Annotated in this window: 24 protein-coding genes and 1 pseudogene; 15 read left to right on the top strand and 10 right to left on the bottom strand. The window is 65.5% G+C overall.

Going from position 1 to position 23,681, the window contains the following annotated elements:
• Positions 1–78: 78 nt before the first annotated feature.
• The 6 genes from WKW80_RS03930 to WKW80_RS03905 are packed head-to-tail and all read right to left on the bottom strand — an operon-like array spanning position 79 to position 6,928.
• Entirely contained in the window at positions 79–1,140 is a 1,062-nt protein-coding gene (locus tag WKW80_RS03930; RefSeq protein ID WP_340362247.1) for an ABC transporter ATP-binding protein, read from the bottom strand.
• Positions 1,141–1,165: 25 nt separating this feature from the next.
• The gene (locus WKW80_RS03925; protein ID WP_340362246.1) at positions 1,166–2,005 is read right to left on the bottom strand and encodes a carbohydrate ABC transporter permease; all 840 of its coding nucleotides are present in this window, start codon (positions 2,003–2,005) and stop codon (positions 1,166–1,168) included.
• Entirely contained in the window at positions 1,995–2,906 is a 912-nt protein-coding gene (locus WKW80_RS03920; RefSeq protein WP_340362245.1) for a carbohydrate ABC transporter permease, read from the bottom strand. Before WKW80_RS03920 ends, WKW80_RS03925 begins: the two co-directional genes overlap by 11 nt.
• Positions 2,907–2,936: 30 nt before the next feature.
• Positions 2,937–4,211, bottom strand: coding sequence for an ABC transporter substrate-binding protein (locus WKW80_RS03915; RefSeq protein WP_340362244.1), 1,275 nt, complete (start codon positions 4,209–4,211; stop codon positions 2,937–2,939).
• A gap of 42 nt (positions 4,212–4,253) precedes the next feature.
• The gene (locus WKW80_RS03910; protein ID WP_340362243.1) at positions 4,254–5,864 is read right to left on the bottom strand and encodes an FAD-dependent oxidoreductase; all 1,611 of its coding nucleotides are present in this window, start codon (positions 5,862–5,864) and stop codon (positions 4,254–4,256) included.
• A 32-nt stretch (positions 5,865–5,896) separates the two neighbouring features.
• A complete protein-coding gene (locus WKW80_RS03905; protein WP_340362242.1) occupies positions 5,897–6,928 on the bottom strand; it encodes a LacI family DNA-binding transcriptional regulator in 1,032 nt (343 codons plus the stop codon).
• 340 nt (positions 6,929–7,268) lie between these two features.
• On the opposite strand from WKW80_RS03905, the gene WKW80_RS03900 reads away from it, so the two are divergent.
• The 13 genes and pseudogenes from WKW80_RS03900 (at position 7,269) to WKW80_RS03840 (ending at position 16,211) form a co-directional block, all read left to right on the top strand.
• The gene (locus tag WKW80_RS03900; RefSeq protein WP_340362241.1) at positions 7,269–8,150 is read left to right on the top strand and encodes a S1C family serine protease; all 882 of its coding nucleotides are present in this window, start codon (positions 7,269–7,271) and stop codon (positions 8,148–8,150) included.
• A 5-nt stretch (positions 8,151–8,155) separates the two neighbouring features.
• The gene (locus WKW80_RS03895; protein WP_340362240.1) at positions 8,156–8,635 is read left to right on the top strand and encodes a LuxR C-terminal-related transcriptional regulator; all 480 of its coding nucleotides are present in this window, start codon (positions 8,156–8,158) and stop codon (positions 8,633–8,635) included.
• A gap of 137 nt (positions 8,636–8,772) precedes the next feature.
• Positions 8,773–8,904, top strand: coding sequence for a hypothetical protein (locus WKW80_RS03890; protein ID WP_340362239.1), 132 nt, complete (start codon positions 8,773–8,775; stop codon positions 8,902–8,904).
• Between the two features lie 49 nt (positions 8,905–8,953).
• On the top strand, positions 8,954–9,553 hold the full coding sequence (gene wrbA / locus WKW80_RS03885; protein ID WP_340362238.1) for an NAD(P)H:quinone oxidoreductase: 600 nt from the start codon (positions 8,954–8,956) through the stop codon (positions 9,551–9,553).
• A gap of 17 nt (positions 9,554–9,570) precedes the next feature.
• Positions 9,571–10,011, top strand: a complete 441-nt coding sequence (locus tag WKW80_RS03880) for an ester cyclase (RefSeq protein WP_340362237.1) — start codon at positions 9,571–9,573, stop codon at positions 10,009–10,011.
• A gap of 19 nt (positions 10,012–10,030) precedes the next feature.
• Positions 10,031–10,996 (top strand): quinone oxidoreductase family protein, encoded by a 966-nt coding sequence (locus WKW80_RS03875; RefSeq protein ID WP_340362236.1) that lies wholly within the window; start codon positions 10,031–10,033, stop codon positions 10,994–10,996.
• A gap of 32 nt (positions 10,997–11,028) precedes the next feature.
• On the top strand, positions 11,029–11,799 hold the full coding sequence (locus tag WKW80_RS03870) for an SDR family NAD(P)-dependent oxidoreductase (RefSeq protein WP_340362235.1): 771 nt from the start codon (positions 11,029–11,031) through the stop codon (positions 11,797–11,799).
• Between the two features lie 30 nt (positions 11,800–11,829).
• Entirely contained in the window at positions 11,830–12,783 is a 954-nt protein-coding gene (locus tag WKW80_RS03865; protein WP_340362234.1) for a zinc-binding dehydrogenase, read from the top strand.
• A 33-nt stretch (positions 12,784–12,816) separates the two neighbouring features.
• Positions 12,817–13,671, top strand: a complete 855-nt coding sequence (locus tag WKW80_RS03860) for a fumarylacetoacetate hydrolase family protein (RefSeq protein ID WP_340362233.1) — start codon at positions 12,817–12,819, stop codon at positions 13,669–13,671.
• A gap of 8 nt (positions 13,672–13,679) precedes the next feature.
• Complete coding sequence (gene kce / locus WKW80_RS03855) at positions 13,680–14,612, top strand: 3,5-dioxohexanoate:acetyl-CoA acetone transferase (RefSeq protein WP_340362232.1); 933 nt, start codon at positions 13,680–13,682, stop codon at positions 14,610–14,612.
• Between the two features lie 77 nt (positions 14,613–14,689).
• Complete coding sequence (locus WKW80_RS03850) at positions 14,690–15,349, top strand: hypothetical protein (RefSeq protein ID WP_340362231.1); 660 nt, start codon at positions 14,690–14,692, stop codon at positions 15,347–15,349.
• A 189-nt stretch (positions 15,350–15,538) separates the two neighbouring features.
• A pseudogene (locus tag WKW80_RS03845) lies at positions 15,539–15,714 on the top strand (transposase); the annotation flags it as partial.
• 311 nt (positions 15,715–16,025) lie between these two features.
• Complete coding sequence (locus WKW80_RS03840; protein WP_340362230.1) at positions 16,026–16,211, top strand: hypothetical protein; 186 nt, start codon at positions 16,026–16,028, stop codon at positions 16,209–16,211.
• Between the two features lie 346 nt (positions 16,212–16,557).
• Here the strand turns inward: WKW80_RS03840 and WKW80_RS03835 are convergent, their stop codons facing one another.
• From WKW80_RS03835 to WKW80_RS03825, 3 genes are read right to left on the bottom strand one after another with little or no spacing between them, the layout of a single operon-like run.
• Positions 16,558–17,820 (bottom strand): MFS transporter, encoded by a 1,263-nt coding sequence (locus WKW80_RS03835; RefSeq protein ID WP_340362229.1) that lies wholly within the window; start codon positions 17,818–17,820, stop codon positions 16,558–16,560.
• On the bottom strand, positions 17,817–18,806 hold the full coding sequence (locus tag WKW80_RS03830) for a VOC family protein (RefSeq protein ID WP_340362228.1): 990 nt from the start codon (positions 18,804–18,806) through the stop codon (positions 17,817–17,819). The genes WKW80_RS03835 and WKW80_RS03830 overlap by 4 nt, the downstream gene beginning before the upstream one ends.
• Before the next feature lie 11 nt (positions 18,807–18,817).
• Entirely contained in the window at positions 18,818–20,584 is a 1,767-nt protein-coding gene (locus tag WKW80_RS03825; RefSeq protein WP_340362227.1) for an FAD-dependent monooxygenase, read from the bottom strand.
• 203 nt (positions 20,585–20,787) lie between these two features.
• Between WKW80_RS03825 and WKW80_RS03820 the strand changes: the two genes are divergently transcribed.
• Positions 20,788–21,759 (top strand): AraC-like ligand-binding domain-containing protein, encoded by a 972-nt coding sequence (locus tag WKW80_RS03820; protein ID WP_340362226.1) that lies wholly within the window; start codon positions 20,788–20,790, stop codon positions 21,757–21,759.
• Here WKW80_RS03820 and WKW80_RS03815 read toward each other — a convergent pair.
• Positions 21,725–22,636, bottom strand: coding sequence for a LysR family transcriptional regulator (locus WKW80_RS03815; RefSeq protein WP_340362225.1), 912 nt, complete (start codon positions 22,634–22,636; stop codon positions 21,725–21,727). The genes WKW80_RS03820 and WKW80_RS03815 overlap by 35 nt on opposite strands.
• Positions 22,637–22,735: 99 nt before the next feature.
• On the opposite strand from WKW80_RS03815, the gene WKW80_RS03810 reads away from it, so the two are divergent.
• Positions 22,736–23,623 carry a pirin family protein gene (locus WKW80_RS03810; RefSeq protein WP_340362224.1) on the top strand — a complete coding sequence of 296 codons (888 nt, stop codon included), beginning with the start codon at positions 22,736–22,738 and terminating at the stop codon, positions 23,621–23,623.
• Positions 23,624–23,681 lie beyond the last annotated feature (58 nt).

Below are 23,681 nucleotides of genomic sequence, written 5' to 3'. Positions count from 1 at the left end.
AGCAGGCCGATCATGCCGAAGGGCCCAATTGGCTTCGGCGTACCACTTCGCGCTCTGGATATGCGGGCCAGGTAACCCTCATTCCAGGCGTGAGCCACTGCCTGCTGCATCGAACAGATGCATGGTCCCCGCCTTCGGCCGCAGGTGCAAGGTATCGCCCGGCACCACGGCCAGGCGCTCGCGAAACAGCGCAATCACCGGCATCTCGCCCAGCCGCAGGCTCAGCTGGGTCTCGGAGCCCAGCGGTTCCACCAGCAGCACCTGCGCCGGTACGCCCTCGCAGGCCGCGCAGGGCTCCAGGTGTTCCGGGCGCACGCCACAGACGGATTCGCGGCCGGCGTGCGCAGCGGCTTCGGGCATGGGCAGCAGGAGGCCGCCGGCCGCGGCATAGCCCTCGGACGTACAGCGCCCGGGTATGAAGTTCATGGCCGGCGAGCCGATGAAGCCGGCCACGAACAGGTTGGCCGGCCGGTCGAACAACTCCAGCGGCGCGCCCACCTGCTCGACGCGCCCGGCGTTGAGCACCACGATGCGGTCGGCCATCGTCATGGCCTCGACCTGGTCGTGCGTGACATAGACGGTGGTGGTCTTGAGCTTCTGGTGCAAGGCCTTGATCTCGCCGCGCATCACGATGCGCAGCTTGGCGTCCAGGTTGGACAGCGGCTCGTCGAACAGGAAGACCTGCGGGTCGCGCACGATGGCCCGGCCCATGGCCACGCGCTGGCGCTGGCCTCCCGAGAGCTGGCGCGGATAGCGTTCGAGCAGCGCCGCCAGGCCCAGGATGCCGGCCGCCCAGCGCACCCGCTGCGCGATCTCGGCCTTGGGCCGGCCGCGGTGTTCCAGCGAGAAGCCCATGTTGGCCGCCACCGTCATGTGCGGATAGAGCGCGTAGTTCTGGAACACCATCGCGATGTCGCGGTCCTTCGGGTCCAGATCGGTCACGTCGCGCGTGCCGATGCGGATGCGCCCCTGCGTGACCAACTCCAGGCCCGCGATCATGCGCAGCAGGGTGGACTTGCCGCAGCCCGAGGGCCCCACCAGCGCGACGAACTCGCCATCGCGGATCGACAGGTCGATGCCGTGGATGACCGCGGCGGTGCCGTAGTGCTTCCGGACCTGGGCGAGCTGGACTTCTGCCATGAATGCGTTGGGAAGTTGAAAACGATCACTTGAGCCCGGTGTGGGCCAGGCCTTCGACGAACTGCTTTTGCGCCAGCACGAACACGATGAGCACCGGCAGCGCGGTGAGCGTGGCCGCCGCCAGCTGGATGTTCCACATCGGCCCGCCGTAGGCATCGGTGTACTGGGTCAGTGCCTGCGGCAGCGTGAACATGCTGGGCGTGGACAGGAACACGATCGGCTCCAGGTACAGGTTCCAGCTGTGCAGGAAGGTGAAGATGGCCACCGACGCCAGCGCAGGCCGGGCCAGCGGGAGCGCAATGGCGCGAAAGATCCTGAAGCGTCCGAGTCCATCCACGCGCGCCGCCTCTTCCAGCTCCAGCGGCAGCGTGATGAAGAACTGGCGCATCACGAAGGTGGCGAACACACTGGGCGCGCCGAACACCGGGATCAGCAGGAGCGGCCAGTGCGTGTTCACCAGCTCCAGCTTCAGGAACAGCTGGAACAGCGGCACGATGGTGACTTCCGAAGGAATCAACAAGCCGGTGAGCACCACGATGAAGAGCGCATCGGCACCCGGAAAGCGGATGCGCGCGAAGGCGTAGCCGGCCATCGACGCGACAACGAGTGTTCCGGCGGTGACCAGGGCGGCGATGTAGGCCGAGTTCCAGTACTGCTGCGCAAAGGGCTGGACGCTGAACACCTGGCGGTAGCTGCTCCAGTCCGGATGGGCGGGAAAGAGCTGGGGCGGGAATACGAAGATCTCGCTGATCGGCTTGAGCGAGGAGGTCACCATCCACCACGTGGGAAACACGAAGGGGATGAGCAGCACGCAGATCAGCCCGTAGAGCGCCACCTTCACGCGCGGCGAGAGTTCACTGTTCATGGAAGACGAACTTCCTGCGCAACTGCCACTGCGCCAGGGTCAGCAGCGCCACGATGGCGAACAGCAGCACCGCCAGCGTCGAGCCGTAGCCGAAGCGGTGGAACTGGAAGGTCTGCTGGTACAGGTAGTACACCAGGACGGTGGTCGACACGCCCGGCCCGCCCTGGGTGAGCACCGCAATCTGCGCAAACACCTGCAGCGAGCCGACGATCGTGATGATGGAGGTGAGCAGCACGGTCGGGCTGATCAGTGGCAGGGTGATGCGCCGGAACTGCCGCCACGCCGGCGCACCGTCGATTCGCGCGGCCTCGTACAGCTCGCGAGGAACGCCCTGCAGCGCAGCCAGGAACAGGACCATGTTCAGGCCCACGTTCTTGAACACCTGCACCACGATCACCGACACCATCGCGGTGCCGGGCGACCGCAGCCAGTTGGGCCCGTCGATGCCCACCAGCGCCAGCATCCCGTTGATGCCGCCGTTGTGTTGCAGCAGGAAGCCCCAGACGATGGTCCAGGCCACCAGCGACACCACCACCGGCGAGAAGAACAGCGTGCGCACAAGCGTGATGCCGGCCAGCCTCTGGTTGAGCAGCACGGCCAGCAGCAGCGCCAGGCCGAGGTTGAACAGCACCAGCCCGGCGCAGAACAGGGCAGTGGCGCCCAGCACGCTCGGCAGCGTCGGGTCCTGCAGCAGTTGCTGGTAGTTCCGAGCGCCGGTGTAGTTGAAGGTGTTGGCCAGCACGTTCCACTCGTGCAGCGAATACCAGAACACCAGCGCCAGCGGCAGCAACACGAAGAGCGCGATGCCGGCCAACTGCGGCGCGGCGAACAGGTAGCCGGCCGCGCTGTCGCGCTGAGCCATCGTCCAGAACGAGCGCCGCGCGTGCCGCGGCTCGGTCATCGCTCGATGCATCGCCGGCTGCGCTTTCGCCTACTGCGCCAGCAGCGGGCCAATCTGGCCGCACACCGACTGCATCGCCGCAGGAATGTTCGCTTGCGGCTGCCAGACCGCGTCCATGCCCGAGCGCACCATCTGCTGCAGGCGCGCGAAGTCGGTATGGCCCGGCATCAGCTTGCCGCTCGAGATGCCCGCGACCACCACCGTGTCCAACTGGGCCGGCGACAGCAGCGCATTGGTCTTGCCCAGCGTCTGCGCGTTGAGTTGCGACTTGCGCGCCGAGGGGAAGAACTGCGCGAGCCTGGCCGAGTTCTCCGGGTTTGTCATGTAGGCCACGAAGCGCGTGGCGGTGGGCGCGTTCTTGCTCGCCTTGAGCACGCCGACGCCGGCCTGCCCCACCAGCGCGTACTCGCCCACCGGACCCTTGGGCAGGGGCACCAGGTCCCATGCGAAGGACTTGTCCTTGGGCAGCAGCGAGGCGCGGCTGATCTGCGTGATGGTCATGGCCGCATCGCCGGCGAAGAAGTCCACGTTCTGGCCCGGGCCGGGCATGGCCTTCTTGTTGAACACCGCGTCGTGCACGAAGGTCAAGGCGTCCACCATCGGCTTGTCGGCCAGGGTGCAGCGCTTGCCGTCGGCGCTCCACGGTGTGGCGCCCCAGCCGTAGGTGACCGACGACAGGAACTGCCAGGCCTGGTAGTTGAAGTCGCGCACCACCAACCCGCCCTTGCCGGGCTGCGACTGCGCCACCGCCTGCGCGGTGGCGATGGCATTGGGCCAGGTCCATTGGCCGGCGGCGATCAGCTCGGCCGGCGTCTTGGCGCCAGCCTTCTTGACCAGGTCGTTGTTGACGAAGACGCCGAAGGGCGAGGTCGAGAAGGGGTAGGCGTAGAGCTGGCCGTCCCGGCTCCAGCGCTCGGTGGCGCTGGCAGGCACCTCGCCCAGGTTGTAGCCGGGCGTGCCGTTGAGCGCCGGCGTGAGCGGCACCAGCGCGCCCGAATTGACGAAGTCGTAGGCCGTGGTCTCGAAGATCCAGGCCATGTCCGGGGCATTGCCGCCGGCGATCTGCGTGGTCAGCGCGGTGGTGTAGGTCTCGAAGGGGAGCGGCTCGAAGCGCACGTTGACGTTCGGGTTGTCCTTCCTGAAGCCCTCCGCGATGTCGTTGAAGAGCTTCAGGTGCGCCTCGTTGGCACTCCAGATGGTCATGCGCAGGTTGACCTCCTGCGCCATCGCGGCGCCGGCCAGGGACAGCGCCAGCACGCCGGTGAGGGCAGCTGTCAGCGAGCGTTTGCGAATGGAATGGGCCATGTAGGTCTCCTCGGTTCTGGTGAATGTCGGGGTCGATGAAATTCAGTAGGCCCGCACGTCGGGCCAGTGCAGCTGTACGCCGGCCTGTTCGAGCTGCGCCTGGAATGCGAGCAGCTTCGCGTCCGACGCCTGCACCTGGTGTGGCGTCGCGCCGGTGTCCAGGCAGTGCGCGGCCAGCATGCCGGCGACCTCGCCCACATTCCATTCCACGGGATGCAGCCGGTAGCAGCCGTTGGTGATGTGGGTAGTGGCGATGTTCTTGCCGCCGGCCAGCAGGTTCGTCATGCGCCGCGGCAGCAGCGCACCCAGCGCAATCTCGAAGGGGCAGGAGGGCACGTCGATGTAGTTGTCGCCGCCGGTGGACGGGTGCAGGTCGATGCGGTACATGCCCACCCCCACGCTGTCGCGGTACTTCACCGCGCCCTGATCGCCGCGCACGGCATGCGACAGGTGCTGCTCGACGATGCGCGTCACGCCCAGGATGCGCCGGCTCTCGCGGATGTAGGGCGCCATCGCCAGGCCATGCTCGGTGCCGGTGATGTCGCCGCGCAGGCGCAGGCCGCGAAAGCCGATGCCGCCGTCCGCGCGCGGTGCCTCGGTCTGCAGCCAATAGAACATCGCGTACGACAGCTCGGCCGCGGCTTGCAGGTGGCGCTCTTTTTCGGCCTCGGGCTGGTCGATGATCGAGGCTTCCATGTAGTCGATCATCGGCCAGTTCACCAGGCAGATGTCCGAGGCGTACGCGCCCGGCGCGAAGTTGCGGCGCGCCGCGATGCGCCGGAAGGTCCACAGGTTGTGGTCGCCGCCGCCCTTGCGCTGGTCGGCGTCCACCAGCAGCGGGTCGTCGTCCGGGTTGGGCGTGAAGGTGCGCTCGACGATCTCGAGCGTGCGCGGATGCGGCGCCTTGAAGCCCAGCAACGGACCGCCCCAGAAGCCGGGTTGCACGGTGCGCCAGCGGTCGTAGTTCCTTGGCTTGTCGATGGTCTGGTCGCCCTTGACATGGTCGATGGCGAAGCAGATCGACACCGCCTGCACGTTGTCCGGTTGAGCCGTGGCCGGCGCGCTCGGCTCGCCCGTATCGGCCTGGCTTTCGAAGCCCTTGGCGTACTCGGTCCCGGTGAGCGGAAGCAGGTCGCCCAGCTCGGTGGCATCGATCACGTAGGCGGCCGCCACCGTCACCTCGCGCCCGCTGTCGCGGTGGCGCAGGGTGACGGCGCGCACCGTGTCGCCCTGCGTGTCCGCGGCCACCGGTCGGTACGGCTGCAGCACCGTCAACAGGCCGGCGCCGCGGTAGGGCGCGAGCATGGCCTCGAGCACGGCCAACCCCACGCGCGGCTCGGCGCAGACGCGGCTTACCCAGCCGGCACCGGGGTTGAGGTCCGGCCAGGCGCGGCTGGCCTCGGTCAACGGATAGTGGTCGCGGTAGTACTGGCGGATGCCATTGCGCAACCGCCGGTAGCGCCGGGTGATGCCGAACTGCTCGACCCACGTGTGCTCGTCCGGCGGCACGGCCTGGCTGGTGAGCTGGCCGCCGATCCAGTCGTACTCCTCGCTCATCACCACCTGGTGCCCCGCCTCCAGCGCGCCGAGCGCCGCGGCGACGCCGCCCAGGCCGCCGCCCACGATGAGGATGTCGGTCTTCAGTTCTTGCATGCTGTGTTTGTCTTCCTGCTCATTCGTCGGCTTCAGCGCGGCGCCGGCCCCAGGGTGTCGCCGGCGATGGGCTCGCAGGGCAGCAGCGCCTGCTGCACCGGCTCGCCCGTGCCGCCTTCGATGCGCCGCACCAGCATCGCGGTGGCCTGGCGGCCCATCTCCTCGCGGGGAATGTGAAAGGACGCGAAGCGCGTGCGGCTGCTCTCGGCGCGCAGGTGCGAGCCGAGCGCCATCACCGACAGGTGCTGCGGCAGGCGCAAGTCGCGCGCGCGGGCGGCAGCCTCCAGCCGCATCGCATCGGCCAGTTCGACGCAGAACACGGCGGTGGCGCCGCTTTGCAGTACCGCGTCCATCAAGGCGGCATCGGTGCCCGCGGTGTCGGTCATGTGCAAGGCCATGCGCAGGTCGGTCTCGAGCGCGGCACGGAAGCCACGCCAGCGATCGGCCGTGGATTCGGCGGTATCGGTGGGGCCGAGGTAGGCCAGGCGCGTGTGCCCGAGGGCGCGCGCCTGCTGCACCAGCTGTCCGGTAGCGGTGGCGTAGTCGGCACCGACGAAGGGCACTGGCGCGCCGGCGTCCTCGCGCCGGCCGATGGCCACGAAGGGATAGTCGCCTGCCACCAGCCGCTGCAGTTCATCGCGGTCGAAGGCGCGGCCCAGAACGATGCAGCCGTCGGCGATGCGCAGCCGGCTTTCCTCGGCAAAGATCTTTCGCTGCGCGCCCTGGCCGACGCCGGTGAGCAGGAGCAGGTCGTAGCCACGCGCTTGCGCTTCTTCCTCGATGCCGAAGAGGAAGGGCAGGAAGAAATCGGCCTGTGCACTTGGGAACGCCGGCTCGTACGTGAACACGCCGAGGATCCGGTTCGAGCCCTTGGCCATGCGCCGGGCGATCGGGTCGGGCACGTAGCGGGTCTCGCGGATGATCCTTTGAACCCGCTCGCGGGTTTCCTGCGGAATTCGCGCCAGCGCGTACTCGGTGCCGTTGAGCACCAGCGACACGGTCGCCTGGCTCACGCCGGCGAGCCTGGCGATGTCGAGCTGGGTCACGCGACGGTTGGAGACCATGGATCTGGCTGGCGATTGGCGTTGGTAATACGTATTAGCTTTGTTGCTAATGCGCATTATCTGGAGATCTTTCGATAATTCAAGGGCGAAAAATCGAGCCATGGATCGTGCTGCTCGTCGCCCACGGCATGCCTGGCGCGATCGCGTGCACCGGGAACGCGAAAACCGGGGGGCGGGTGGCGGGACGAACGAGCCGGTGCTCTCCTTGCCCGAACGCGCCGCGGCCCCATCTGGGCTCAATACCCGCCCGAACGGTCAGGTCCACCTCTACCGGTCGGCTGGGGCGCGACAGATCGATTCCACGCACGATGGCATCCGTCATTTGAAACTGGAGCCCTTGATGGAAACTTCGAATTCCGCTTCTTCACTGCCTGATTCGGTCGCGCGGCTGGCCCCTTCCGTTGTTGGCGTCGTCACGCGCCGGCGCGCCGGTTCGGGCGTGCTGTGGCGCTCTGGCGTCGTCGTCACGAGTGCGTCGGCGCTTTGGCGCGCGTCGAGCGTGTCGATTGCGTTGCCCGACGGCGAGCACGTGCCGGGACAGGTGCGCGGCATCGACGGCAGCATCGACCTGGCGGCGGTGACCTTCGAGTCGGGGTCGATTCCGATTGCCGGGCGCGCCGCGGCCGCGGCGCCGCGCATCGGCGACTTCGTGTTCGCGGTGGGTCGGGATGCCTCCGGCCTGGCGCAGGCGAGTTTCGGCCACGTCGGATGCGTCGCGGGCGAGTGGCGCACCTGGCGCGGTGGCCGCGTCGACCAGTTGGTCCGGCTCGACGGTGGCTTGTATCCCGGCTTCTCGGGCGCGCCGGTGGCCGACGCCGCGGGCGAGGTGATCGGCATCGCGAGCGATGCGTTGTCGCGTCATCACGGCGTGGTGCTGCCGGTCGCAACGGTCGACCGCGTACTGGACCAGTTGCTTGCGCATGGCCGCGTGCCTCACGGCTACCTGGGCATTGCAGCGCAGACCGTGCGCGCCACGCTGGACGGTGCCGCGGTCGATGGCCTGCTGGTCAGCTCGATCGCCGAAGACGGCCCCGCTGCGCGCGCCGGCATTCTGGTCAGCGACGTGATCGTGAAGGTCGATGGCGAGCCGGTCGGCAGCCTGGCCGCATTGCGCGATCGGATGGTGGTGGGCGCGCAGGTGAGCATGCTGGTGTCGCGCGGCGGTTCTGCGCGCGAGATTGCCCTTGAGGTCGGCGAGCGGCCGGCCTCGCGCTGCGGATAGGGTCGATGGGACGCATTGTCGTGATCAGCTCGTCTCCGCTGCTGGCGGAGGGGGTCTGCGCGGCGCTGCGATCGGTGGTCGGCTGGGACGTGCGCATCGGACGCGCCACCGACGATGCCGACGCATGGGTTCAGCTTGGCGACGAGATCGTCGTGCGCGGCGCCCGCGGCGCGAGTGCGCAACTCGCGGCTGATTCAAGCGCTGCCCGGCTGCGCGCTGCACTCGCAGCGGTTCTCGAGGGGCTGTCGGTGCGCGAGACACCGTGGCTCACTGGTGCGCCCGCGCATGAGCCGCTGACGCCGCGCGAGCTCGAAGTCTTCGAGTTGCTCGGCAAAGGACTGTCGAATCGCGACATCGCCGGCGTGCTCGGCATCTCGATGCATACCGCGAAGTACCACGTCGGCCAGATCCTCGCGAAGGTCGAGGCTTCGACGCGCGCCGAGGCCGTCAGCGCGGGTCTGCGCAGCGGGTTGATCGGCCTGTAGCGATCGAACGGCGCGTTGCGGGTTCGCTCGCCAGGTGGGGGCAGGCCCTTGCCGACCCCGCGTCGCGCTGTCCTTTCCGGAATTCCAGAACGACGGGGACCCGGAGTCAGAAGACCTGGGCTCAGGAACTTCCCGACTTGGGCGTCGGCGTCAGTGTCGACGTCGAAGAAGAGCTGACGCCCGGCGCCGCGCAGCGCAACGAACCATCGGCTATTCAGATGGATTCCATCGAAACAAACAGGCTTCCCCGGGAGATGCCCAGCTTCTAACCTTGCGGCAAGTCATCGCAATTCGCGCTGCAACCTAGGAGTCATTTCCATGAGCAAGGTTCTTGTCCTTTATTACTCGTCCTACGGCCACATCGAGAAGATGGCCGAAGCCGTGGCCGAAGGCGCCCGCAGCGCCGGTGCCCAGGTGGATGTCAAACGCGTGCCCGAGACGGTACCCGTGGAAGTCGCGAAGAGCGCGCACTTCAAGCTCGACCAGGCGGCTCCGGTTGCCACCGTGGCCGAACTCGAGAGCTACGACGCAATCATCGTCGGCACCGGCACGCGTTTCGGCCGGATCTCCTCGCAGATGGCTGCGTTTCTCGACCAGGCCGGCGGCCTGTGGGTGCGCGGCGCTCTGAACGGAAAGGTGGGTGGCGCATTCAGCTCATCGGCCACGCAGCATGGCGGCCAGGAGATGACGCTGTTCTCGATCATCGCCAATCTTCTTCACTTCGGCATGACCATCGTTGGCCTGCCGTATAGCCATCAGGGTCAGATGAGCATCGACGAGATCGTGGGTGGTGCGCCATACGGCGCGACCACCGTGGCGGGCGGTGATGGCTCGCGCCAGCCTACGGAGATCGACCTTGCAGGTGCACGCCATCAAGGTGAACTGATCGCGAAGACGGCCACCAGGCTGTTCGGTTGATTTCAAGGAGAACATTCATGAGCAACAAGATGACTGAAGGCGAAGCGGCGAAGGCCGTGGTTCGCCGCAACACCGAAGAGGTCCAGGGTCGCGGCAACTACGAGCTGTTCGACGAACTCTTTGCCGACGCTTTCCTGGACCACACGCCTCAGCCCAATTGCACGCCCGACAAGGCCGGAGCCCTGGGCCTCTACAAGACGCTGCGTGCCGCCTTTCCCGATTTCCACGCGGACATCCACTGGCAGCGTGCGGACGGCGACGTGGTGACGACGTTCAAGACCTATCACGGTACGCACGAGGGCACCGTCTTCGGCATCGCGCCCACGGGCCGCAAGATTCATTTCGAAACCGTGGATGCCATGCGCGTGCAGGACGGCAAGATCACCGAGCACTGGGGCGTGGCGAATCTCTTCTCGCTGTTGCAGCAACTCGGCGCCTGGCCGCCGTCGCATGCGTAGCGTTGCTGAGAGAACAACGATGAAGACCATGCAGGCGTTGCGGCTGGAGCAATTCGGCTCGCCCTCGATGCTGTCGTTGCAGGACATCGCAATACCTGCGCTCGGGCCTGGCGAGGTGCTCGTGGAGCTTCACGCCGCTGCCATCAATCCAAGCGACGTGAAGAACGTCGCAGGACTGTTCAACGCCAGCCTGCCGACCACGCCAGGTCGGGACTATGCGGGCGTCGTCGTGGAGGGCGATGCAACTTGGCTCGGCAAAAAGGTCTGGGGCAGCGGCGCGGGCTTCGGCATGGTGCGCAACGGCGCGCATGCGCAATACCTGGTCGTGGCCTCGGACTGGCTCTCGGAGATGCCGGCTGGTCTTTCGATGGAACAGGCCGCCGCTGTCGGCGCGCCCTATGTCACGGCATGGACGGCACTGATTGACGCAGCAAGACTGCAGGCCGGCGAGACCGTCCTGATCACTGGCGCGGCGGGTGCCGTCGGGCAAGCCGCCACGCAGATCGCGCGCTGGAAGAAGGCGCGGGTCATTGGCGCGGTCAGGTCCGGCAAGGCGCCCGGGGCCGATGCCGTCATCGATACGGAGACTACGGACCTGCCCGCAGAGGTCAAGGCATTGACCGGCGGCAAGGGGGTCGACGTGGTCCTCGATACGGTGGGTGGCGCCTTGTTCGAAGCCGCCTTGAAATCGCTCGGCCTCGATGGCCGGCAGGTGGCGATCAGCAGTGCTGGAACGCGCCGTGTCCAGTTCGATCTGGTGGACTTCTATCGCGGTCGCCAGCGTCTGTTGGGCGTGGACACGGCGAAGCTCACGGGAGTCGAGATCGCCGGGATCATGAATGCACTGCGAGTGGGTTTCGACGAGGGCATCTTCCAGCCCCCCTCCATCCGGACATGGCGCCTCGACCAGGCGGCGCAAGCCTACAGCGCCGTTCAAAAGGGCGACTCGCAGGCCAGGCAGATCCTGCTGCCGCGCATGTCCTGACGCCATCCAACAAGACACAAGGAACACCCAAAATGAGCGACATTCTCAAAGGCAAGGTCGTCATCGTGACCGGCGCCGCCAGCGGCATCGGCCGGGCGATCGCGATCGGGGCCGCCCAGCACGGCGCGGCCGCGGTGATCGTCTCCGACATCACTGAAACGTCCAATGAAGGCGGCACCACCACCACTTCTGAAATCGAGGCTCTCGGCGTCGCCGTGCGCTTTCATCGCACGGACGTGAGCAAGCGTTCCGAGGTCGACGCGCTGATCGAATCGGCCTCGGAGTTTGGCGGCGTCGACGTGATGGTGTGCAACGCCGGCATCACGCTGCGATCGGACGGTGCCGATGTCGGCGAGGACGACTTCCACCGGTTGATGTCGGTCAACCTCGACGGCGTGCTCTTTGGCGCGCAGGCGGCGGCGCGGCAGATGCAGGCGCGCGGCAGGCCCGGCAGCATCGTCCTGATGGCCAGCATGGGCGGCATCGCGGGTGCTGGCATGACCGTCGCCTACTCCACGAGCAAGGGCGGCGTCGTGCTCATGGCCAAGGCCCTGGCCGACGCGCTCGGGCCGCAAGGCATTCGCATCAACGCGGTGGCGCCCGGCACCATCGACACCCATCTGCTGCGCACCAACCCCGCCATTGCCGCGGCATCCGAAGGCTTCCGGAAGCGCACGCCGCTGCGCCGGCTCGGCAAACCGTCCGAGATCGCGGATGCGGTCGCATGGCTCGGCTCGGACATGTCGAGCTACGTCACCGGCATTGCATTGCTCGTGGATGGCGGACTGCTGTCCGTGATCTGACAACACGCTCTCATGAAAAAGGAAAAGAACATGACCACGGTCGTTCGCGTGCATCAATACGGCCCGCCTTCGGTGCTGCAAGTCGAGGAAGAGCAACCCGGTGCGCCCGCCCAAGGGCAGGTGCGGCTGCGCCAGGAAGCCATCGGTGTGAACTTCGTCGACACGGCGTTTCGGGACGGCAGCTTCGGGGTTCCGTTGCCATTCGTTCCTGGCGTGGAGGCTGCCGGAGTCATCGAGGCAGTCGGCCCCGGCGTCAGGGGCTTGGCAGTCGGTGATCGGGTCGGCTACTTCTTCGTGCCAGGCAGCTATGCGTCCGTTCGCCTGATCGATGCGTCCGCGTTGATCAAGCTGCCCGAGGACATCTCGACCGCGCAGGCCGCCTCCATCATGGCCAAGGGGTTGACGGCCTGGATGGGGCTTCGCGCGCTCTACCAGTTGAAGGCCAACGAGATCGTGCTGGTGCAGGGCGCTTCCGGCGGTGTGGGGTCGCTCATTTCGCGCTGGGCCAAGGCACTGGGCGCGACAGTGATCGGCACGGCTGGGTCCGCCGACAAGCTGGCGCAAGTCGCGGGCGTGGTCGATCATGCGATGCGCTCCGATGACCCTGAGCTTGCAGCGAATATTCGATCGCTTGCGCCGAATGGCGTGGACGTCGTCTACGAGTTCGTCGGCCGCGCGACGTTCGCTTCATCCGTCGCCGCAGTGCGCGACGGCGGAGCGATCCTGACCATCGGCGCCGCCTCGGGGCAGCCGTCCATGGACCAGGCGCTGCTTGCCGCACGCGGCATTCGCGTCGCGGGTGGCGGCATGCCGCAGTACGTCAAGGGCCCTTCGGTGGCCATCGCCACGGGCGAACTGTTCGATGCATTTCGCAGGGGCGTCTTCGGCGAGATCGAAGTCGCGCGTTACCCCATCGCAGAGGCAGCGCGTGCGCATGCAGACATTGCCGCTCGACGCCGCTCAGGCTTACCCATCCTTGTTTGACGACCCGTTCCGGGCAGAAATGGAAAGTGCACCATGCGACTCCTAGCTTTCAGCAACGCAGGCCAGCCTGCACTCGGCCTGCGCCTCGGCCAGGAAATTGTCAATCTCACGGCGGAAGGCTTGCCGTCCACGCTGGACGAGTTGCTGCGCGCCGGGCCTGCCGGTCTGGAAGCAGCAGCGCGCGCAGGCGCAACGGCCCGCACCCGGGTTCACCTTTCGGACATCGCGTTTCTGCCTCCCGTCATTGCACCCGCGAAGGCCATCGCCGTCGGTCTCAACTTCGTGGACCATGTGGCCGAGAGCCGCTTCGAGCCGCCGAAGTACCCGGTGCTGTTCCATCGCTATCCGAGCTCATGGGTTGGGCACGGCGCACCGCTCGTGCGGCCTCGTGTGTCGACCCAGTTCGACTACGAAGGCGAGCTGCTGGTGGTGATCGGCAAGGCGGGCCGGTACATCGACAAGACACGTGCGCTGGAGCACGTGGCCGGCTTTTCGGTATTCAACGACGGGTCGATCCGCGACTACCAGACGAAGTCCGCCCAATGGATGATGGGAAAGAACTTCGACCGGTCGGGTTCCTTCGGACCCGAGTTCGTCACCGCCGATGAACTGCCGCCAGGTGCCTCGGGGCTGCGGCTGCAAACGCGCCTCAACGGCCAGGTGCTGCAAGACGCCAACACGCGCGACATGATCTTCGATGTCGCCACGCTGATCGCCGTCTGCTCGGAACCCTTCGCGCTGGAACCCGGCGACATCATCATCGCCGGTACGCCTTCCGGCGTCGGCGCTGCACGCAATCCGCAGATCTTCATGAAGGCCGGTGACCTCTGCGAGGTCGAGATCGAAGGCGTCGGCCTTCTCTCCAATTCCATCGTCGACGGCGATTGAGGGAACTCATGTCCCAACCACGCAAGGTCATCATCACCTGCGCCATCACGGGCGCAATCCACACGCCTTCGATGTCTCCCTACCTGCCCGTGACGGCAGCCGAGATCACCGAGGCTGCCCTGGGTGCTGCCCGCGCGGGCGCGGCCATCGTGCACCTTCATGCACGCGATCCGTCGAACGGGCGGCCGTCGCAGGATCCCGCGCTGTTTCGGGAGTTCCTTCCGCGCATTCGGGAGGCCTCCGACGTGGTCGTCAATCTCACGACCGGCGGCTCCCCGACGATGAGCGTCGAAGAACGCCTGCAGCCCGCCCTGCAATTCGCGCCGGAGGTCGCGTCGCTCAACATGGGTTCGATGAATTTCGGACTCTACGAGATGCTGCACCGCTTCAAGGAGTTCAAGCACGACTGGGAGCGCCCGTACTTGCAGAACAGCGACGACCTGGTGTTTCGCAACAGCTTCAGGGACATCGAGCACATCCTGAGGGCCTGCTCGGCCAACGAGACGCGCTTCGAGATCGAGTGCTACGACATCAGCCATCTCTACACTGCCGCGCACTTTCTGGACCGCGGCCTGGTCAAGGCGCCGCTGTTGATCCAGTCCGTCTTCGGCCTGCGTGGCGGCATCGGCGCGCATGCGGAAGACCTGATGCACATGCGCCGGACCGCCGAGCGTCTGTTCGGTGACGCCTACGTATGGTCGGTGCTGGGCGCGGGGCGCAATCAGATCCCGATGGCGACCATGGCCGCGGCCATCGGGGGCCATGTGCGCGTGGGGCTGGAAGACTCCTTGTGGGATGGGCCCGGCCGCCTGGCCCACTCGAACGCCGACCAGGTCAGCCGCATCAGGACAGTGATCGAGGCGCTCTCGCTGGAAGTGGCCACGCCCGACGAGGCACGCGCAATGCTGGGCTTGAAGGGGCGGGACTCGGTGAAGTTCTAGAGGCGCGCCCGAGCGCGACAACGATTTCATCAACCAATGCGTCCTGGCAACCGGGCGCCGAACAGGAGAGAAGCATCATGGGATCTTCATTTTTGAGCGAACAGAATCGGACGCTGAATACCGACGACGCGCTGACACGGCTGGTCATTCCACCCCGGTTCGACGTGACCGAATGGCCGAGGAATGTCGAACTCTTCCTCGAGAAGACGCACAACCCCCTGCACAGGGCCATCCTGAAGAACTACTTGCGTCACTTGTTGCTGGAGGTCGCGGGGTATTGGGACCAGATCATCGTGCCCGAGTTGACGGTCGACCAACCCATGTATCGCGTGGGTGATCGTCGCGAGATGCGTGTCTTGTCGGGCAAGGCCGCCGTGGAAGGCTTCTACAGGGAGGCCTTCGAAACCAGGCAGAACGTGATGGGCGCGCGAACGATGAACATGGGCGTGGAAGACTACGGCGTCACCACCGAGGCGGTCTGGACGCACGTGGTGCCCGGTCATTGCCTCAAGGACCACGACATCGACGCAGATCCCGACGCGCACTACCTCATGAACCACCATCTGTTCCAGATATTCAGCTACACCAACGATGCGAGGCCAAAGCTGATTTCAGAACGAATCTATGACGATCCGGAGAGCTACACCTACGAAAAGCTGGACCCGGCCGACGTCGTGACACCTGAGATGGCCAGGGAGCAGCTGGCGCCGTTCCTGGCGCGAGCGACCCTGGAGTGAAAGAGCTGCGCTCGCTTTCAGCGGGGTCCATATGCAAGCAATCCCCAGCGCGGTCGTGTCCTTCTTCACCGGCCGCCTCTCGCTTCAATGCGTGCGTCTTGCGTTTTGACGTCTCCCCCGAATTCCGGACTTTTCAAAACTAGAGGTACGGTTGCTTCCGGTGGCCCCCGAGGGGTGCAAGGAGAAGCAATGAAAAGGTCCAGATTCAGCGAAGAGCAGAGTGCGTATGCGTTGCGGCTGGTCGACGGGGGCAGAGCAGCGCGGCGGCGGCCCGCACATTGGGCGTGGTGGAGCAGACGCTCTTCAACTGGGTCAAGGCGCAGCGCCAGGGCACGCTCACAGGCGCTGACAGCAAGCCTGTGAGCCTGATCGAGGCCGCCAAGACCGTCCTGCCGATCCCCGCGGCCAAGCCCACGCCCACGCCCGGCGCCAGCCGCATGGCACATGCACGTCGATGTGTGAGCCGGCCTCGAAGTCCGGCAGGGTCGCGCGCCCACATTCCGGACGGCTACATCTCACCGGCAACGCCACCCCTCCTGCCAATGAGAAGCGCGAGGACCCACATGGCAGGTCCTGGGGAAGGACAGCGCGCGAGTTCGCCCACTTCACTGGCTATTGGCTGCCCCAGATAGCCGACCGCAGCGGTCAGTGGCAGGCCGACTGGAGCGCAGTGCAGATGCCCTGTCACTTCAAGCGCGGGGAGGCGCTGCCCACTCTGGCCGAACATATCCCGCCTGGCAACGGCACGGTGGCCTGGTACTGCCGGGGGCCCGACGCGTGCGCCTGGGGCATGCAAGCGGAGGGGCAACTCGAATGGGTGCTGGTCGAACCGGGTGCGTGGCCGATGGTGTTGCCGGCGTGAAAGACATCGCGAACCATGGCTTGAACCGTCTTCTGCGTATTCATCGGCGCTCTCGTCGCGCTCAACCCCATGGTCTGCAACAACCAGAACCGACCGACACCCATCTCGCGCGACAGCCCTCGACGTGACCCCTTGGTATCTCACCCAAGACTCCACGCGCTCGATGATGCATCGCGGCGTGCTCATCACTTCGTCGAGCATCTCTTCACCAGGAGCAATGGACCAGCCGTTGTCGCAGTGCCGGGCCTCTCCGTGTCCGGCCGCGCCTGTGCCGACCGATCCGCCAAGCAACAGCGCGCGCCGGGGCAATCCCCGGCGCGCGCCTGCTGATTCTCGGGAGTGCGGATCAACGCTGCCGCGTAGGTGCCGTTTCCTTCAGCGACAGGATCACGACCACGCCGATCGCGAGGGCCCAGAGCGGCATGGTCACAGCGTGCTGAATCCCGAAATTCTTGGCAATGTATCCGGCCAATGCCGGCGCCAGGCCGCCGCCGAAGATCTCGCCGATCCCGATCACCATTCCCGTTCCGGTGGCCATGAGCTTCGCCGGAACAGCTTCCGCGGTGATGGGCCCGACCGTCAGCGTCAACAGGCTGTAGAGGCAGCCCATCGCGATGAACAGGCAAACGAACAGGATGCCCGGCTGCGCTCCCGCATGCAGAAAGAACCAGAACGACGCGAAGGCTCCCGCTGCCGAAATCAGCATGACAGGCTTTCGTCCGATGCGATCGGACAAGGCAGGCAGCGTCAGCGCGCCGATCGCGCCGCCAAATCCGAGCGAGGAGAGGATGAAGCCCATCTGGTCCATGCCGAGATGCAGGTAGTCGACGAGGTAGTTGGGAAACAGCGCGGCCACGACGACGATGCAGGTGAGCCAGAACAACTGGCACAGGACCGCCAGCGGAACATTGCGGTACCTGAAGACTTCATGCCAGCGATGCTGCCCCGCGTCGTGCGTCATGCTGTGCGAAGCGATTTCGCGCGCAGTCGGCTGCCGGAGCACCTTTTGCGACAGCAGCGCAACGACGATGCCGGGCACTGCGACCAGCAGAAAGATCCACGGCCAGTCCATGACTTTCAAGAGTTGGGTGACCGCGATCGGCGCGAGTCCAAGTCCGAAGAGGGCGGGCATCGTCTGCTGGATGCCCACGTTCAGGCCATGCCGCCGCGGCGGCGAGGCGTCCATGGTGGCAATGATGCTGGCGGGTGTGAAAGCGCCCTCCGCGAGACCCATGGCCGCGCGGATGACGATCAGGCTGCCCACGCCGGTTGCAAGCCCGCTCAGGCCCGCGAGCAACGAAAAGCCGATCAGTGCGGGCACGAGCACGCGCCGGAATCCGAACCTGTCGGAAAGGTTGCCGGTCAGCAGTGAGGCGAAGCCCCAGGCAATGGCCAAGGCGCCGGTGATGTGTCCAAGATCCTGGTAGTCGAGATGCAGGTCGCGCATCAGGACCGGCATCAGCGGGACGATGATGAAGCGGTCGATGCCGACAAGGCCCAGGCCTAGCGACATCAGCGTGACGGCTTTCCATTCATAGCCCTTGGGGCGGGCGGAATCATGTGGTGCCTCTGCTTCGAAAGCGGGCACGGTGGAAGTGATGGGAATCATCTGGCGTCCTTTTCCATTGGGGTTGTTGAATCGGTGTCTTCGTCCGACGGGACGAATTCGGTGTTCCTGACGAAATCGGCCGGCAGGTCGGGCCCCCACAGATAGAGCGAGTCTTCTGGAGGATGATCGGCAGCGGACCATTGCGTGCCGGTCGGAACGAAGTCCATCTCGGCCGAGTACTCGGCGAATGATCCCCACGGGTCGCGCACGTAGTGGAAGTAGTTCGAGCCGAGTACATGACGGCCCGTGCCCCAGCCTTCCGCGTAGCCTGCCTTGCGCATCTGCTCTGCGCCGGCTCCGACCTCGTTGACGCTGGCCACGTCCCAGGCGCTGTGATGCCAGCCTTTGGAGCCGCCCGAGACGAATGCGATCAGATGGTGGTCGGAGCCGTGGCGCGCATGCGTGAAGGCCACTGCATTGCCCGAGCGATCCGACAGCCGCAACCCCAGCGCGGCCTGATAGAACCGGAGCGACCTGTCGACGTTCGAAGTGAACAGGACGACGTGGGAGAGCCGGCGAGGCTGCACGCGATGGGCCTGGCTGCGTGGCTGTGCGGCGCGCTGCCCGCCGCGGCGGGCAGCGTCTTCGCGCGTCGAGATGCCTGAAGGAGTCGTCTTGGGCCCGACCTTGAGTTGAACCAGGTTCCCATCCGGATCGAGGAACCATCTGCCACGCCCGTCCGTGTAGGGGAGGGCGGTTGCAGCGCGGGCACCCTCCGCGTCGAGTTGCGCCGACAACCCCGCGAATTCCTCCGCATAGCAGCTGAGGCTCAAATAGGCCAGGCGCCTGTACGGCCCTTCATGGATGCGCGCCCAGGCGTGCTGCTGGCCCGCGGCCCTCAGCTCGAGGTGATCGGCCACCCTGCGCACCTCCAGGCCGAAGCTCGAGAAGAAGGCGCTTGCCTGCGCAAGCGAAGGCACTTCGAGGGCAAAGTGGTCGATCGAGTGAATGCCGTAGCGTGAATCGCCGGCGTAGTTCCAGGACATGGTCGTCTCCTTCAGATGAGTTCAACGGTTGTCGTCAGCGCGAGCAGGCCGTGCATCACGTCTGTCAGGCGTTCTGCCGGCGCGCCGGGGATGTCGTGCTGCCGCCACGCGATGTGACGGTCGGGGCGCACGAGCACGCAGCCCGAATCGGATATTTCCGAGACCTTGTGCCAGCGCCTGTCCACGTCGTGCGCATCGCAGTTCGGGCCACCGATCGACCTCACGTCGATGTCGATGCCAAGGCGTTCCGCCACCGATGCCGCGGCGTCGCGCCAACCGTCGCCGCCGACGCCAGTCAGCAGCGTGAAGCGGCCCTTGCCGACCAGGTCCAGGGTGGAGACCCTCTTCAGGCCCTGCTGCAGCCAGACATGGGGGAGGCTGGCGCCGGGATAGGTCGTCGCGTTGTAGTAGAGCTCCGGATCGCGCGCCGGTACGGGACGCGGGCGACCGTCGGCAACGACTGCCCGGGACTCGTACACCTGGCCCAACTCCACACCGTGGCAATTGAACTGGAAATTCTGGAGGTCAACGGCCTCTTGCAGGGTCTGGCGCCGTTCCCGACCCTTGCGACCGTCGCTGAACAATTCGTCGACATTGGCCCAGCCCTCGGCCTCGCTCTGGCCCGGACGGAAGCCAAGGGCCTTCGAGATCGGCAGCATGTTCTCCATCGACCGGATCGCCCGGTCGACCACCTGCTGCGCGACGGCATGACGCTCGTGCGTGTACGTGTCGAGCAACTCCGGGCCGGCCTTGCCATCCAGGACCAGCGCCAGTTTCCAGGCCAGGTTGAAGGCGTCCTGCACGGAGGTGTTGCTGCCCAGGCCGTTGGTGGGCGGATGACGATGCGCGGCATTGCCGGCGATCAGTACACGGCCCTTGTTCATCGTCTTCGCGACCATCCGGTTGATGGTCCATTTCGAAACGCCCTTGATCCTGACGGGCACCTTGTCGTCGCCGATGGTCGCGCGGGCCCGGGCGATCAGGGCCTCCTCGCTCAGGTCGGGCTCGCCAGCGGCCGGGTCGTACATGGAGACCATCACCCATTCGGAGAACGGCTTGACGCAGATGTAGGTGCCACTGCCGACGAAGTAGTCATTGCCGGGCTGCGTGATCCAGAACAGGACGCCCGGGCGGTGGGCGACATACCTGGTCAGATCCGCTTCGAGCCAGACGTTGAGCGCTGCGCCCAAGCCCATCTCACCCTCGATCTCGAAGCCGATGGAACTCGCGACCACGCTGTTGTCGCCATCGCATCCAATGGCGTAGCGAGACACGACTTCGAATTCTTCGCCGGTCAGGCGATCACGGCAGATCGAGTGCACGGCATCGGCGTCCTGCCGCATCGAGAGCAGTTCCGTGTTGAACAGGAACTTCGCTCCGCGCTCTCTTGCGACGTCGAGCAGGATCGGCTCCATCACGTGCTGCGGTATGTTGCACATCGCGCTCGGACTGGCGAGTTCATAGTCCGCCTTGCGTTCCGGCAGGTTGCCCCAACTCTGGAGGCGCGCAATCTCGGTGCCGGCAAAACTGGTCGCCCACACGTTGTTGCTCATGAAATGCGACGGATTCGCCGCCTGGACGATTCGCTCCTCGATGCCAAGGTCGCGAAATACTTCGACCGACCGTTGGTTGGTGATGTGCGCCCTGGGCGAGTTCGCCGTGCCCGGATAGCGGGTGATGGTGAGTGTCTCGACACCCTGCGTGCGCAGCAGGCAGGTTGCCGTGAGGCCGGTCGGTCCGGCGCCGACTATGAATACGGGTACTTCGATCGTTCGCATGATCTGTCTCCTTAGGGGTCGATGGATGGACACGGGCACCCTCCGCCCAGTGCGCGATGCGGGGATTTGCTATTGATTTGCATGGCGCTCTTGCGGAACATGGAAGGGTTCATAGGTAGGGATGCCGTTCCAGCAACTTTGATGGCGCGCAGAAAATCCGTCTTGCACGAGCGCGCAGTGAAACTTGGATAAGAGCGAACCCGATGTCCATCACCCTCAGTACCGACACCGTTCCTGCAGCGCAGCAGTTGGATTACTGGACAGAAGCCATCTGCGGCGTGTTCATGCATCTCGACGTCGAGCCGCCGCAGGACGGCCGCCAGGGATTCGATGGCCGTATCGTTCAGCACGCCGAAGGCAAGCTGGACCTGGCCGAGGTGCTGGTCGAGGGTCACGCCGTACTGCGAACGAATCGACAGCTCCATCGCGACAGCGAGGACTCGTTCTTCGTGATGGTCCAGCGCGACGGCGAGAGCTGGATCGAGCAGGACGGGCGAGAAGGATGGATGCGAAAAGGGGAGTTCGTTCTTCTCGACGGCGGTCGGTCCTACACGATGCGTTTTCCGCATCGCATTCATCACGAGGTTCTGAAGGTCCCAGGCAACGTCCTGCGCGCCTCGATACGCGATCCGCAGCGATTCACGTCTTGCCCGATCTCGGGTGCGAGCGGCGCGGGAAGGATCTTTCTCGGCGTGCTGGAAACGCTTCACGATACCGCGGGTGACCTCGATCACGGCAGCGCGGCCGGCGTAGCGGATGCATTGGTCGATCTCTTGAGTGCCACGATCGGCACCATGTCGCAGGCGCACGTCAAGGTGCCGAGCCACCTCGAGCAGTACCACCGCCATCGAGTGCAGGCATTGGTGCAGGAACGCATGTTCGACCCCGAGCTTTCGATCGATTCGGTGGCGGCGGCGGTGAAGCTGTCGCCTCGTTACCTGCATCGCCTTTTCGAAGACGAGAAGCTGACCCTGTCGGGCTGGATCTGGCACGAACGCCTCGAAGCCGCCCGCAGGGCATTGCTGTCACCGGCGGCCGCGAATCGATCCCTGACCGATATTGCCTACGCCGTCGGATTCAAGGATCCGGCCCATTTCAGCCGGATGTTCAAGGCGACTTACGGCAGCAGTCCGCGCGCCTTCAGGCTCGAGATTGCGACGAATCAGTCTGCTTGAGATGGTCCAGGAACCAGCGTCCCGCGGGACCCGGCGGCGAGTCCTTGCGATAGACGGCAAGCATCGCAATCGGCGGCGTGCGGGGGTAATAGGTTTCGATGTGGATCTGCACCAGGGCGCCGGAAGCCAGGTCATCGCTCACCATGGCGACGGGCATGTGGCCCCACCCGAAGCCCGCTCGCAGGAATGAATGCTTCGCACCAAGATCGGCCAGGCGCCAGATCAATGGTGAGAAGACACCGTAGGTACTTCCATTGGTCAGCGAGGTGCGGTCGGTCAGTACCAACTGCACATGCTGCTCGAGTTCGCGCATCCGCAGCACGCCTTTGCGGCGTGCGAGGGGATGCGACGGTCCGGTCACCGACATCATCGGTACGTCGAGAAGCTTTTCCGCGTCGACCGCATCCGGCACGACAGGCATGGATCCCATGATGCCGAGGCGGCAAGTTCCCTCTATCACCGGCTGAACGACCGCGCCCAGCGCTTCGACATACAGCCGCAACGGCGTGTGCGGAAAGGCCGCACGGAACAATCCGACGGCGATCGTCAGGGAGTCCATGGGATACATCACGTCCATCACCACCGAAAGTTCAGGCTCCAGTCCCTCGGCGATGGTCCGCGCCTTCGCCTTGAACCCGTCCATGCCGTGGACGACCATCCGTGCCTCGGCAAGAAGAGCAATGCCCTGCTCGGTCAGGGCCGGATAGCGCGCGGTCCGATCGAACAACTGGACATCGATCTGCGCCTCGAGGTTTGCGAGCGTCTGGCTCACGACCGATTGGGCTCTTCGCAGCTTGCGACCGGCTGCCGAGAAACTTCCTTCATCCGCCGCTGCAATGAAGGTTCGCAATTGATCCATGGAAACGCCGTCAAGCATCTATCGCTCCTGTAGATGGATTTCATCGAAAGATATAGGCTTCCGCTGCATAAGTCCAACTCGTAACCTTCAGGCATCTCAGCTCTTGAAGGATCTTGAATGGCATACGCGACAAGTGGGGACCAGCATGCGCCGGTTCGCCCGTCCCAGGCAACAGACATTGCGGTCGCCGACCGGCGCCAGATCGTGGCGCGCACACGGGGTCGTGCTCACGGACCCGTCCTCAGGGTTGTGAGTCCATCGGACATCGGCGAACTGATCAAGCCGTTCGTCTTCCTCGACTATTTCGATTTCACGCCCTCTGGCGGAGCCTTGTTTCCGATGCATCCCCATTCGGGCATTGCGACGATTACCGTCCTGCTCTCGGGTGACCTGCGATACGAAGACACCACCGGCGCCGCGGGCGTCTTGTCCGGCGGCAGCGTGGAATGGATGCGCGCCGGCAATGGCATCTGGCACGACGCAAGCCCATCCGGCACCGGTCGATTCCGTGGCTATCAGATCTGGGTCGCATTGCCTCGCGAACTGGAAAACGGCGACCCGGAGAGCCAGTATCTGCCGGCCGCCTCGGTTCCGCGCGCGGGACCGGCGCGGATCGTCCTGGGTGGCAAGGACGGTGCGCAGAGTCTGGTGAACGCGCCTGCGGGCCTGAATCTCCTGCACGTCAAGTTGTCCTCGGGTGAGCGCTGGCGCCATGACCCGCCGTCGGGCCATACCGTGGCTTGGGTGCACGTCAACGAAGGGGCGTTGCACGTGTCGGGAGAGCGCGTCGAAAACGAACTCGCGGTGTTCGACCGGTCGGAAGACGCGCTCGAATTTACCGCCGAGGGCGCCACCGATTTCATCTTCGCCTCTGCGGTCAGGCATCCGCACGATCTTGTGCTGGGGTATTACTCCGTGCACACATCGACCGAAGCGCTCCGCAAGGGAGAGGCGGAGATCGCGCGCATCGGCAAGCGGCTTCGTGCCGAAGGTCGCCTGCGCTAGCCAAGCGTGCCGGCACACATCTTTTTCTCCGTCAATCGTTATTTCAACCAAGGAACCC

The sequence above is a fragment of the Variovorax humicola genome (genome assembly GCF_037889915.1).
Taxonomy (GTDB): Bacteria; Pseudomonadota; Gammaproteobacteria; order Burkholderiales; family Burkholderiaceae_C; genus Variovorax; species Variovorax humicola.
The sequence above is the reverse complement of the archived record's forward strand: the minus strand, read 5'-3'. Positions and strand labels throughout refer to the sequence as shown.

Coding starts and splice junctions, on each gene's coding strand:
- WKW80_RS03930 (WP_340362247.1), bottom strand. CDS start 1,140: ATGGCAGAAGTCCAGCTCGCCCAGGTCCGGAAGCACTACGGCACCGCC.
- WKW80_RS03925 (WP_340362246.1), bottom strand. CDS start 2,005: ATGAACAGTGAACTCTCGCCGCGCGTGAAGGTGGCGCTCTACGGGCTG.
- WKW80_RS03920 (WP_340362245.1), bottom strand. CDS start 2,906: ATGACCGAGCCGCGGCACGCGCGGCGCTCGTTCTGGACGATGGCTCAG.
- WKW80_RS03915 (WP_340362244.1), bottom strand. CDS start 4,211: ATGGCCCATTCCATTCGCAAACGCTCGCTGACAGCTGCCCTCACCGGC.
- WKW80_RS03910 (WP_340362243.1), bottom strand. CDS start 5,864: ATGCAAGAACTGAAGACCGACATCCTCATCGTGGGCGGCGGCCTGGGC.
- WKW80_RS03905 (WP_340362242.1), bottom strand. CDS start 6,928: ATGGTCTCCAACCGTCGCGTGACCCAGCTCGACATCGCCAGGCTCGCC.
- WKW80_RS03900 (WP_340362241.1), top strand. CDS start 7,269: ATGGAAACTTCGAATTCCGCTTCTTCACTGCCTGATTCGGTCGCGCGG.
- WKW80_RS03895 (WP_340362240.1), top strand. CDS start 8,156: ATGGGACGCATTGTCGTGATCAGCTCGTCTCCGCTGCTGGCGGAGGGG.
- wrbA (WP_340362238.1), top strand. CDS start 8,954: ATGAGCAAGGTTCTTGTCCTTTATTACTCGTCCTACGGCCACATCGAG.
- WKW80_RS03880 (WP_340362237.1), top strand. CDS start 9,571: ATGAGCAACAAGATGACTGAAGGCGAAGCGGCGAAGGCCGTGGTTCGC.
- WKW80_RS03875 (WP_340362236.1), top strand. CDS start 10,031: ATGAAGACCATGCAGGCGTTGCGGCTGGAGCAATTCGGCTCGCCCTCG.
- WKW80_RS03870 (WP_340362235.1), top strand. CDS start 11,029: ATGAGCGACATTCTCAAAGGCAAGGTCGTCATCGTGACCGGCGCCGCC.
- WKW80_RS03865 (WP_340362234.1), top strand. CDS start 11,830: ATGACCACGGTCGTTCGCGTGCATCAATACGGCCCGCCTTCGGTGCTG.
- WKW80_RS03860 (WP_340362233.1), top strand. CDS start 12,817: ATGCGACTCCTAGCTTTCAGCAACGCAGGCCAGCCTGCACTCGGCCTG.
- kce (WP_340362232.1), top strand. CDS start 13,680: ATGTCCCAACCACGCAAGGTCATCATCACCTGCGCCATCACGGGCGCA.
- WKW80_RS03850 (WP_340362231.1), top strand. CDS start 14,690: ATGGGATCTTCATTTTTGAGCGAACAGAATCGGACGCTGAATACCGAC.
- WKW80_RS03840 (WP_340362230.1), top strand. CDS start 16,026: ATGCCCTGTCACTTCAAGCGCGGGGAGGCGCTGCCCACTCTGGCCGAA.
- WKW80_RS03835 (WP_340362229.1), bottom strand. CDS start 17,820: ATGATTCCCATCACTTCCACCGTGCCCGCTTTCGAAGCAGAGGCACCA.
- WKW80_RS03830 (WP_340362228.1), bottom strand. CDS start 18,806: ATGTCCTGGAACTACGCCGGCGATTCACGCTACGGCATTCACTCGATC.
- WKW80_RS03825 (WP_340362227.1), bottom strand. CDS start 20,584: ATGCGAACGATCGAAGTACCCGTATTCATAGTCGGCGCCGGACCGACC.
- WKW80_RS03820 (WP_340362226.1), top strand. CDS start 20,788: ATGTCCATCACCCTCAGTACCGACACCGTTCCTGCAGCGCAGCAGTTG.
- WKW80_RS03815 (WP_340362225.1), bottom strand. CDS start 22,636: ATGCTTGACGGCGTTTCCATGGATCAATTGCGAACCTTCATTGCAGCG.
- WKW80_RS03810 (WP_340362224.1), top strand. CDS start 22,736: ATGGCATACGCGACAAGTGGGGACCAGCATGCGCCGGTTCGCCCGTCC.